This window comes from Brevibacterium sp. NPDC056726 (genome assembly GCF_042790515.1).
Lineage (GTDB): Bacteria > Actinomycetota > Actinomycetes > Actinomycetales > Brevibacteriaceae > Brevibacterium > Brevibacterium sanguinis.
Map to the genome: position 1 here is coordinate 240,780 of NZ_JBHTYZ010000004.1, position 10,840 is coordinate 251,619.

The following is a 10,840-nucleotide window of genomic DNA, read 5'->3' on the forward strand; positions in this document are numbered from 1 at the left end:
TACCTGCACCTCAGGAGTCACATCGACCCTTCTCCGGCAGGAGATCCCTGCCGGAGAGCCGATGCACGCCCTTGTGCGTATTCTCAAATAGTGACACAGATCATTTTACACTGTGAATCCGGTGTCGCGCGGCCGGACCGGTGCCGGAAGCCGCGTCGACCCCGTGAGGTACGTGTCGACCTCGGCGGCGACCGCCCGTCCCTCGGCGATCGCCCAGACGATGAGCGACTGCCCGCGGCCGGCGTCACCGGCGACGTAGACGCCCGGCTGTGACGACGCGTAGCTGTCGTCGCGGACGAACGCTCCGGTGTCGGCGACGTCGAGGCCGAGCGCCTCGGACTCCGGTCCGGAGAACCCGAGCGCGAGCAGGACGAGGTCCGCGTCGAGGACGTGCTCGGTGCCCGGGGTCGGGATCCGCTTCCCGTCGACGAACTGCGTCTCGGAGACCTCGATGCCGGCGACCTCGCCTTCGCCGTTGCCGGCGAAGCCCGTCGTCGACGCCAGGTACTGCCGGGTGCCGCCCTCCTCGTGGGAGGTCTGGACCTCGAAGATCCGCGGCACCGTCGGCCACGGGTCGCGTTCGCTGCGCGAGGCCGGGGGCTTCGCGCCGATCGCGAGCGTCGTCACCGAGGCGGCCTCCTGGCGCAGCGCTGTGCCGAGGCAGTCGGCGCCCGTGTCGCCGCCGCCGATGATGATGACGTTCTTGCCCTTGGCGCTGATCGGCGTGGGATCCCCGCCGGCCTGAGCCTTGTTGCTCGGGACGAGGAAGTCCATCGCGAATTCGACGCCGTCGAGCTCGCGCCCGGCCACCGGCATGTCCCGGGGCACGGTCGCCCCGGTGCAGACGATGACGGCGTCGAAGCGCGACTGGAGCTGCTCGAGGGTGATGTCGACGCCGATCTCGACGTCGGTCTCGAAGCGCGTGCCCTCGGCCCGCATCTGGTGGAGACGCCGATCGATGTGGTGCTTCTCGAGCTTGAAGTCGGGGATGCCGTAGCGCAGCAGCCCGCCGAGGCGGTCGTCGCGTTCGTAGACGACAACGGTGTGCCCGGCGCGGGTGAGCTGCTGGGCCGCGGCGAGTCCGGCCGGACCCGACCCGACGACGGCGACGGTGTGCCCGGTGATGCGGTCGGGGATCTGCGGCTGGATGAGACCGGCGGCGAAGCCCTCGTCGACGATCGTCACCTCGACCTGCTTGATCGTCACGGCCGGCTGGTTGATGCTGAGCACGCACGCGTTCTCACAGGGCGCCGGGCACGCCCGACCGGTGAATTCCGGGAAGTTGTTCGTCGCGTGGAGGAGGTCGACGGCCCGCGGCAGCTCGCCGCGGTACATCGCATCGTTGAACTCCGGGATGAGGTTGCCGAGCGGGCAGCCCTGGTGGCAGAACGGAACGCCGCAGTCCATGCAGCGCGACGCCTGGCGCCGCAGCTGCTCGGGGTCGCCGGCCTCGTAGACCTCGCGGTAGTCGAGCAGGCGGATGGGAACCGGGCGGCGCTGCGGCAGCTCGCGTTCGGTGACGGTGAGGAATCCGTGCGGATCAGCCATTGGTGACCTCCAGAATCTTGCGCCAGGCGGCGTCCGAGTCCGCTGGCGTGCCCTCGGCGGCCATCTCGGACTGGATGTCTCGCACCGCCTGGTAGGCGACGGGAATGATCTTCGTGAAGCGGGAGAGGACGTCCTCGCCGCGGCGCAGGCCGTCGAGCAGCTGGGCGGCCAGCGGCGAGTCCGTCCATTCGACGTGCTCGCCGAGCAGCCGCTCGAGGACCTCCATGTCATCGACGCCGACCCCGGTGAAGCGGAAGACGCCGGCGGCGCGCTCGTCCGGGTTGAGCCGGGCCGGGTTGAAGTCGAGGACGTAGGCGGTGCCGCCGGACATGCCGGCCGCGAAGTTGCGTCCCGTGCCGCCGAGGATGACGGCGACCCCACCGGTCATGTACTCCAGGCCGTGGTCGCCGATGCCCTCGACGACCGCCTCGGCGCCGGAGTTGCGCACCATGAAGCGCTCCCCCACCTGACCGGAGATGAAGAGCTTGCCGCTGGTCGCGCCGTAGCCGATGACGTTGCCGGCGATGACGTTGTGCTCGGGGCGGGTCGGGTTCTCCGGGGCCGGGTGGACGGCCACGGTGCCCCCGGACAGTCCCTTGCCGACGTAGTCGTTGGCGTCGCCGGTGAGGTCGATGCTCACCCCGACCGGCAGGTACGCGCCGAGCGACTGCCCGGCGGTGCCGTGGAGTTCGAGGCGGATCGTGTCCTCGGGCAGGCCGCGGTCGGCGTAGGCCCGGGTGACGTGATGGCCGAGCAGGGTGCCGACGCTGCGGTCGGTGTTGACGACCGTCGAGGAGATCGTCACCGGCGACTTCGTCTCGATCGCCTCCCGAACCTGGTCGAGCAGCTGCGGGTCGAGCTCCCCGTGGAAGTCGCGGAACACCTGACCGGCGCATTTGCGGGCCACCGAGGTGTCCCCGGAGAGGTTGCCCGGGACCGTGAGGATCGTCGAGAGGTCGAGGTCGAGACCGGACTCCCGGGCCCGGTCCTCGTCGACGCGCAGGCGCTCGACGGCGCCGATCGCCTCGTCGAGGGTGCGGAAGCCCAGCTGCGCGAGGTACCCGCGGACCTCCTCGGCGATGAACGTGAAGAAGTTGACGACATGGTCGGCCTGGCCCGTGTAGCGCGAGCGCAGCAGCGGGTTCTGCGTGGCCACGCCCACCGGGCACGTGTCCTTGTGGCACACGCGCATCATGATGCAGCCGGAGACGACGAGCGCGGTCGTCGCGAACCCGAACTCCTCGGCCCCGAGGAGGGCGGCGATGATGACGTCGCGGCCGGTCTTGAGCTGACCGTCGACCTGGACGCTCACCTTCTCCCGCAGGCCGTTGAGGATGAGCGTCTGCTGCGCCTCGGCGAGTCCGAGCTCCCACGGGGTGCCCGCGTGCTTGAGCGAGTTGAGCGGGCTCGCGCCCGTGCCACCGTCGTGACCGGAGATGAGGACGACGTCGGCTCCGGCCTTCGCGACTCCCGCCGCGACCGTGCCGACCCCGACCGCGGAGACGAGCTTGACGTGGACCCGGGCCCGGGCATTGGCCCGGCCGAGGTCGTAGATGAGCTGCGCGAGGTCCTCGATCGAGTAGATGTCGTGGTGCGGCGGCGGGGAGATGAGCCCGACGCCGGGGGTCGCATGCCGGGTCTTCGCGATCCACGGGTAGACCTTCTCCCCGGGCAGCTGACCGCCCTCCCCGGGCTTGGCGCCCTGCGCCATCTTGATCTGCAGGTCGTCGGCCTCGGTGAGGTAGTGGCTGGTCACCCCGAAGCGGCCCGAGGCGATCTGCTTGATCGCCGACCGGCGCTCGGGGTCGAGGAGCCGGTCGACGTCCTCGCCGCCCTCCCCCGTGTTCGACTTCCCGCCGATCCGGTTCATCGCGATCGCGAGCGTCTCGTGGGCCTCCTTCGAGATCGACCCGTAGCTCATCGCGCCGGTGGAGAAGCGCTTCATGATCGCCTCGGCGGGTTCGACCTCGGCGATGTCGATGGGGCCCTCGGCCCCGGGCACGAGGTCGAGGAGGCCGCGCAGGGTCATCAGCTCACGCGACTGGTCGTCGACGGCGCGCGTGTACTCCTGGAAGATGTCGTAGCGCTTCGACGCCGTCGAGTGCTGGAGCTTGAAGATCGTCTCCGGGTTGAACAGGTGGCCCGGCCCCTCCCGGCGCCACTGGTACTCCCCGCCGACCTTGAGGGGCCGATGAGAGGGGCGCGGATGGTCGTCGCGGTGGGCATCGGCGTGGCGCGCGGTGTTCTCCGCGGCGATCTCGCGCATCCCCTTGCCGCCGAGCTGGTGCGGTGTCGACGTGAAGTGCCGGTCGATGAGGTCATCGGAGAGACCGACGGCCTCGAACGTCTGCGCCCCGTGGTAGGACTGCACGGTCGAGATGCCCATCTTCGACATGATCTTGAGCAGGCCCTTGTTGAGCGCGCCGAGGACGTTGGCCACGGCCGCGGATTCGCTCACCCCGGTCACCCGGTCGGAGCGGACGAGGGCTTCGGCGGTCTCCATGAGCAGGTAGGGGTTGACCGCCGAGGCGCCGAAGGACACGAGCGTCGCGGCATGGTGGACCTCGCGGACGTCCCCGGCCTCGACGACGATGCTCACCCGCGTCCGGGACCTCTCCCGCACGAGGTGGTGATGGAGCGCCGAGGTGAGCAGCAGCGACGGGATCGGCGCGAGGTCGGCCGTGGAGTCGCGGTCGGAGAGGATGATGAACACCGCGCCGGCGTCGACGGCGGCGCTCGCCTCGGCGCACAGTGCCTCGATCCGCGCCTCCATCGCGTCGGGTCCGGCGTTGACCGAGTAGAGACCCGAGAGCGTGACGGTGGGACGCGGATTGTCGACGCCGAGGTGGTGGCCCTTGACGTGGCCGATCGCCGCGAGCTCGTCGTTGTCGATGACCGGGCGCGAGAGCATGATGTGCGCGGAGTCGGGGCGGCTGTGCTCGAGGAGGTTGCCCTCCCGACCGAGTCCCGCGGCCATGCTCGTGACGATGTGCTCGCGGATGGAGTCGAGCGGCGGGTTCGTCACCTGCGCGAAGTTCTGGTGGAAGTAGTCGAAGAGCAGCCGCGGGCGCGTCGAGAGGCCCGCGATCGCGGTGTCGGTGCCCATCGCCCCGAGCGGTTCGGCCCCGGTCTCGGCCATCGGGGTGATCAGCAGCCGCAGCTCCTCCTCGGTGTAGCCGAAGGTCCGCTGGCGCCGGCGCACCGAGGCCTGCGGGTGGAGGACGTGGACGCGGGTGGGCAGGTCCTCGAGGCGCTTCGAGGAGTCGGCGACCCACTCGGCGTAGGGGTGCTGGGTGGCGAGCTGGTTCTTGATCTCCGTGTCGGAGATGATCCGCTCGGACTCCGTGTCGACGAGGAACATGCGGCCGGGGGTGAGCCGGCCGCGGCCGACGATGTCGGCCTCGGGCAGGTCGACGACGCCGATCTCACTGGCGAGGACGACGGTGTCGGAGGTCATGACGTAGCGGGCCGGTCGCAGACCGTTGCGGTCGAGCACGGCACCGGCGAGCTTGCCGTCGGTGAAGCCGACGCACGCGGGACCGTCCCACGGCTCCATGAGCAGCGAGTGGTACTCGTAGAAGGCCTTGCGCGACTCCCCCATGCCCGGGTTGTTCTCCCAGGCCTCGGGGATCATCATGAGCATCGCCTGCGGCAGGGACCGCCCCGAGGCGACCATGAGCTCGAGGACGGCGTTGAAGGACGCGGAGTCCGAGGCGCCCGGGGGCACGATCGGGAAGAGGCGCTCGAGGCTCGAGTCGGTCTCGGGCACCGGGGAGGCCAGCAGGTCGGAGGCGAGGTGCGCCTCCCGGGCCCGCATCCAGTTGCGGTTGCCGCGCACGGTGTTGATCTCCCCGTTGTGGGCGATCGTGCCGAACGGCTGGGCGAGCTGCCACGACGGGAACGTGTTCGTCGAGAACCGCGAGTGGACGAGCGCGATGCGCGAGGTCACCCGGTCGTCGTTGAGCTCCGTGTAGTACGGGGCGAGCTGGCCGGTCGCGAGCATGCCCTTGTACGTGATCGTCGCCGGCGACAGCGACGGGAAGTAGATGCCCTCCCGGTCGAGGCGCTTGCGCACGATGTAGGACCGGCGGCGCAGGTCGTCGGCGTCCCGGGCCGGGTAGCGGGCGTCGAACCCGAAGAAGACGTGGCGCATGTGCGGCTGCGTCGAGCGCGCGATCTCCCCGAGCACGCTCTCGTCGCGGGGGACGTCGCGGATGGCGAGGACGCTCAGGCCCTCTTCGGCGGCGATCCGGCGGACGAGCGCCTCCTCGTCGGCGAGCGGCTCCTCCCCGGCGGTCGGGAACTCCCCGGCGGGGATCGGCGACTCGGTCGAGGTCAGGCCGGTGAGGTCGGTGCGGTAGTCCTGGGAGAAGAATCCGATGCCCACGGCGTACTCGCCGGGCGCGGGCAGGTCGATGTCCTGCTCTTCACGGACCACCTCGGCGAAGTAGTCGTGCGGGATCTGCAGGGTGAGGCCGGCGCCGTCGCCGGTGCCCTCGTCGGAGCCGATGCCGCCGCGGTGCTCGAGCTTGCGCAACGCCCTCAGCGCCTGTTCGACGACCTCGTGGTCGGCGGCGCCGCGGTAGCGGACGATGAGAGCGAGACCGCACGCATCGTGTTCGAGCGCGGGGTCGTAGAGTCCGGTGCGCTGCGGCGGGAGTTGTGGGGTCGATGAGGTTTCACGGGACATCGGCTGCCTTCACGGGGTCTAGTCATTCTCCAGCAGACGACGCTGTCTCGAACTGGCTTCGGCATGCCCTGGGGAGATCGTCCTGCGGGCACAGGTGTGACGTGGTTCTCACGGTCGGATTACCAACTTACACCCCGTGAGGGCTCAACGTGAAAACGAGAAAGGACCGAAAGGTGAACCTCAACGTCTCAATTGCCGGACTTTTCGTCCTCTCCTCCGCGGTTCCGCGACCGCACATCGGGGATGATCGAGATCGCCGAGGTGACCGCTCCGAAGAACCCGAACCCGGGCTTCTCGTCGTCCCTGCCCCGCGGCTTCCGCCGCGCACCGGCCCGGTCGGCCGCCGTGTCATCGGCGGTCGCGGTGTCCTGCGCGGGAGCCTGGCCTTGCGCGGCTGAGCGGGTCGACGCGGCGCCTCCGCCGCCGGGCGTGCCGTCGTGGTCGGCCCCGTCGTCCTCGTGTCGGCCGTGCTTGGCCAGGGCGCGGGCGCCGGGCACGTAGATCGTCGACTCGGGCTCCTTGTGGCGTGAGCGGGAGACGAGGAACCAGATGAGTCCGACGGCGAAGACGAGGATCGATGTCCAGATGTTGAGCCGCAGGCCGAGGACGAGTTCGGCGTCGTCGATGCGCAGCGCCTCGATCCACACGCGTCCGAGCGTGTAGTAGCAGATGTAGAGCGCGAAGACCTGGCCGTGGCCGAGGCGGAATTTCCGCGCGGCGACGATGAGGATGAGGCAGCCGGCGAGGTTCCACAGGGATTCGTAGAGGAACGTCGGCTGGAAGAGCGTGTCGGCCGGCAGCGCGGGATCCGGCCAGTTCGGGTTGAGCTGCCCGTCGATGAACTTGTCGATGCGCAGACCCCACGGCAGGGTCGTCGGGGCGCCGAAGAGCTCCTGGTTGAACCAGTTGCCCCACCGGCCGACGGCCTGGGCGAGGATGAGCCCGGGGGCGGCGGCGTCGAGGAACGGGAGGATCCGGATCCCCTGATAGCGGGCGACGAGCCACGCCGCGAGCATGCCGAGCGCCACGGCGCCCCAGATGCCGAGGCCGCCGTTCCAGATCTTGAACGCATCGAGCGGGTTGCCGTTGGGCCCGAAGTACGGGTCAGGGGTGGAGAAGACGTGGTAGAGGCGTCCGCCGATGATGCCCGCGGGCACGGCGATGATCGCGATGTTCCACAGGTCGTCCTCGTGTCCGCCCATCGCCCGCCAGCGCCGCGAGGTCAGCCACAGGGCGAGCAGGATGCCGGCGAGGATGCACAGCGCGTACGCGTGGATCGTCAGCGGCCCGATGGAGAATCCGCTCCACGTGGGAGACGGAATCGCAGCGGTGATGTCGACGGGGCTCATGCACAGCCTTCCCTGAGTTGCGCGGCGAGATCGGACAGGGCGGCCACGCCGCCGTCGTCGAGGCTGCGGACGAGAGCGGAGCCGACGATGACGCCGTCGGCGTAGGCGGCGACCTCGGCGGCCTGGTCCCGGGTCGAGACGCCGAGGCCGACGCACGCGTGCGGGGCGCCTGCCTCGCGGAGGCGGGAGACGAGGTCGCGGGCATGGTCGTCGACGGACGTGCGCACCCCGGTCACCCCCATCGTCGAGGCCGCGTAGACGAAGCCGCGGCTGGCGGAGACGATGCGGCTGATGCGCTCGGGGGTCGAGGACGGAGCGGCGAGGAAGATGCGGTCGAGGTCGTACTCGTCGGAGGCGGCCAGCCAGTCGGCGGCTTCGTCGGGGATGAGGTCGGGGGTGATGATCCCGGCCCCGCCGGCGGCGTCGAGGTCGCGGGCGAACGCGTCGACGCCGTACTGGAGGACGAGGTTCCAGTAGCTCATGACCACCGGCGTCCCGCCCGCCTCGGCGACGGCGCTGACGGCCGCGAAGACGTCCTTCGTGCGCACCCCGCCGGCCAGGGCCTGCTCGGCGGCGCGCTGGATGACCGGCCCGTCCATGCCCGGGTCGGAGTACGGGAGGCCGACCTCGACGATGTCGACGCCGGAGTCGACGAGGGCGGTCATCGCCTCGATCGACCCTGCGACGGTGGGGAACCCGACGGGCAGGTAGCCGATGAGGGCGGCGCTGCGTCCGGAGTCCGCGATCGCGTCGAGCGTCGCCCCGGTGCGGGGACCTGCCTGCGTCTCTGTCGTGCCTGTCATACCTGCACGGCTCCTTCGTCGAAGTAGTCGAACCACGTGGCGGCCGTGGTCATGTCCTTGTCGCCGCGGCCCGAGAGGTTGACGAGGAGGACCGCGTCGGGGCCGAGCTGTCGGCCGACCCGCATCGCCCCGGCCAGCGCATGGGCGGATTCGATCGCGGGGATGATGCCCTCGGTGCGGGCGAGCAGCTGCAGGGCCTCCATCGCCTCGTCGTCGACGACGGGTTCGTAGGTGACGCGGCCGGCATCGTGGAGGTACGAGTGCTCGGGTCCCACCGACGGGTAGTCGAGACCTGCCGAGACCGAGTGCGAGGGCCGTGTCTGGCCGTCCTCGTCCTGGAGGATGTAGGTCGCCGACCCGTGGAGGACGCCGGGGCGACCCCCGGAGAAGCGGGCGGCGTGCCGTCCGGAGTCGATGCCCTCTCCCCCGGCCTCGAAGCCGTAGATGCGGACCTCGGGGTCGTCGAGGAACGCCGCGAAGATGCCCATCGCGTTCGATCCGCCGCCGACACAGGCGAGCACGGCGTCGGGCAGGCCGCCGGTGGCCTCGCGCAGCTGGTCGCGGGCTTCGTCGCCGATGACGCGCTGGAACGCGCGGACCATCGCGGGGAACGGGTGGGGACCGGCGACGGTGCCGATGACGTAGTGCGTGCTGCCGACGTTGGCGACCCAGTCGCGCATCGCCTCGTTCATCGCGTCCTTGAGGGTGCGGGTGCCGTTCGTCACGGCGTTGACCTTCGCCCCGAGCAGCCGCATCCGGGCGACGTTGAGCGCCTGGCGCTGCGTGTCCTCCTCGCCCATGTAGACCTCGCACTCCATGTCGAGGAGGGCCGCGGCGGTCGCCGTGGCGACCCCGTGCTGGCCGGCGCCGGTCTCGGCGATGAGCCGGGTCTTGCCCATCCGCTTGGCGAGCAGAGCCTGACCGAGGGCGTTGTTGATCTTGTGGCTGCCCGTGTGGTTGAGATCCTCCCGTTTGAGGAACACGCGGGCCCCGCCGCAGTGGGCGGAGAACCGCTTGGCCTCGGTGAGCAGGCTCGGGCGCCCGATGTAGGACACCTGCAGCTCGTGCAGCTCGGCCCCGAACTCCGGATCGACCTGGGACTTGCGCCAGGTCTCCTCGATCTCATCGAGGGCCGGGATGAGGGCTTCGGGAATGAACCTGCCGCCGAACGCACCGAAATACGGTCCGGTCTCCTGGCTGGTCTCGGTCATGGTGCGTCCTTTGCGGGTCGTGGTGCGTCCGGCACCGAGGCGGCCGGGGCCGTCTCGGGCGCCGTGCGGGTCAGCGGCTGGGGTGGGGCGTCCGGGGTGTCCGGGCGGCCCGACCGGCGGCGGTGAAGGCGGCGACGGCCGCGGCGGGATCGCCGTCGCGGACGAGGGCTTCGCCGACGAGGGCGACGTCGGCGCCGTCGCGCGCGTAGTCCTCGATGTCGGTTACCGAGGCGACCCCCGACTCGGCGACGAGCGTGGCCTCGGCCGGGGCGAGGGCCGCCAGCGGTGCGAATCGTCCCGTGTCGACGCTGAGGTCCTTGAGGTTGCGGGTGTTGACGCCGATGAGGCGGGCGCCGATGTCGATCGCGGTGGCGAGTTCGGCTTCGCTGTGGGTCTCGACGAGCGCGGTCATCCCGAGGGAGGCGGCGAGGTCGTGGAACTCCCGCAGCTGGGCGGGGCTGAGCGCGGCGACGATGAGGAGGACGAGGTCGGCGCCGTGGGCGCGGGCCTCGTGGAACTGGTACTCGTCGACCATGAAGTCCTTGCGGAGGACGGGCAGGTCGACGGCCGCGCGAACCGCGTCGAGGTCGGCGAGGCTGCCGGAGAAGCGCCGGCCCTCGGTGAGCACGCTGATCGCCCGGGCGCCGCCGGCGGCGTAGAGGCCGGCGAGTGTCCCCGGATCGGGGATCGTCGCGAGATCTCCGCGGGAGGGCGAGCGGCGCTTGACCTCGGCGATGACCCCGAAGTCGGCGCTGAGGTCGAAGGGGCGGACGGCCGGTGCGGCCGCTGTCGCGTCGCGGACGGCCGTCAGCGGGACCTCGCGCCGACGGGCGGCGAGGTCCTCGGTCACCCCGGTGACGATGTCGTCGAGGACGGTCATGTGCGCTTCGGCTTGTTTCCCAGTCCGACGGCGCGCAGGATGATGCCGACGATGAGGCCGAGAACGGTGACGCCGCCGCCGATGTAGGTGATCATCGGGGCATGGATCGTGAAGCCCACGCAGCCGATCGAGAGTCCGATGAGCATGATGATGACGCCGGTCCACCCGGCGACGGAGTTGCCGTGACCGGGATCGGCGATCGCAGCGTAGTCGATCGTGGACTTATCGAGATCGGCGGCACCCGAGCGGGCGACTGATTGCGACATGGTGCTCCTTATGCTGACGTGCACGTGATGGGTCTATTGTGTCATGTCCGAGGTGGTGAGTTCGCATCGACGCGACCTGCAGGACAGGGTCGG

At 70.4% G+C, this 10,840-nt stretch carries 7 protein-coding genes; all 7 read right to left on the minus strand.

From position 1 onward, the window contains the following. Positions 1 to 105: 105 nt before the first annotated feature. Entirely contained in the window at positions 106 to 1,548 is a 1,443-nt protein-coding gene (locus tag ACFQ91_RS10050) for a glutamate synthase subunit beta (protein WP_211979174.1), read from the minus strand. Next, entirely contained in the window at positions 1,541 to 6,238 is a 4,698-nt protein-coding gene (gltB, locus tag ACFQ91_RS10055) for a glutamate synthase large subunit (RefSeq protein WP_211979173.1), read from the minus strand. Before gltB ends, ACFQ91_RS10050 begins: the two co-directional genes overlap by 8 nt. Before the next feature lie 188 nt (positions 6,239 to 6,426). Further along, positions 6,427 to 7,587, minus strand: coding sequence for a prolipoprotein diacylglyceryl transferase (gene lgt, locus ACFQ91_RS10060; protein ID WP_211979172.1), 1,161 nt, complete (start codon positions 7,585 to 7,587; stop codon positions 6,427 to 6,429). Beyond that, positions 7,584 to 8,390 carry a tryptophan synthase subunit alpha gene (trpA, locus tag ACFQ91_RS10065; protein WP_211979171.1) on the minus strand — a complete coding sequence of 269 codons (807 nt, stop codon included), beginning with the start codon at positions 8,388 to 8,390 and terminating at the stop codon, positions 7,584 to 7,586. Before trpA ends, lgt begins: the two co-directional genes overlap by 4 nt. Beyond that, positions 8,387 to 9,601, minus strand: a complete 1,215-nt coding sequence (gene trpB, locus ACFQ91_RS10070) for a tryptophan synthase subunit beta (RefSeq protein ID WP_198498863.1) — start codon at positions 9,599 to 9,601, stop codon at positions 8,387 to 8,389. Before trpB ends, trpA begins: the two co-directional genes overlap by 4 nt. 70 nt (positions 9,602 to 9,671) lie before the next feature. After that, on the minus strand, positions 9,672 to 10,481 hold the full coding sequence (gene trpC / locus ACFQ91_RS10075) for an indole-3-glycerol phosphate synthase TrpC (RefSeq protein ID WP_211979170.1): 810 nt from the start codon (positions 10,479 to 10,481) through the stop codon (positions 9,672 to 9,674). Continuing rightward, positions 10,478 to 10,747, minus strand: coding sequence for an HGxxPAAW family protein (locus ACFQ91_RS10080; protein WP_198498865.1), 270 nt, complete (start codon positions 10,745 to 10,747; stop codon positions 10,478 to 10,480). Before ACFQ91_RS10080 ends, trpC begins: the two co-directional genes overlap by 4 nt. Positions 10,748 to 10,840: the final 93 nt, after the last annotated feature.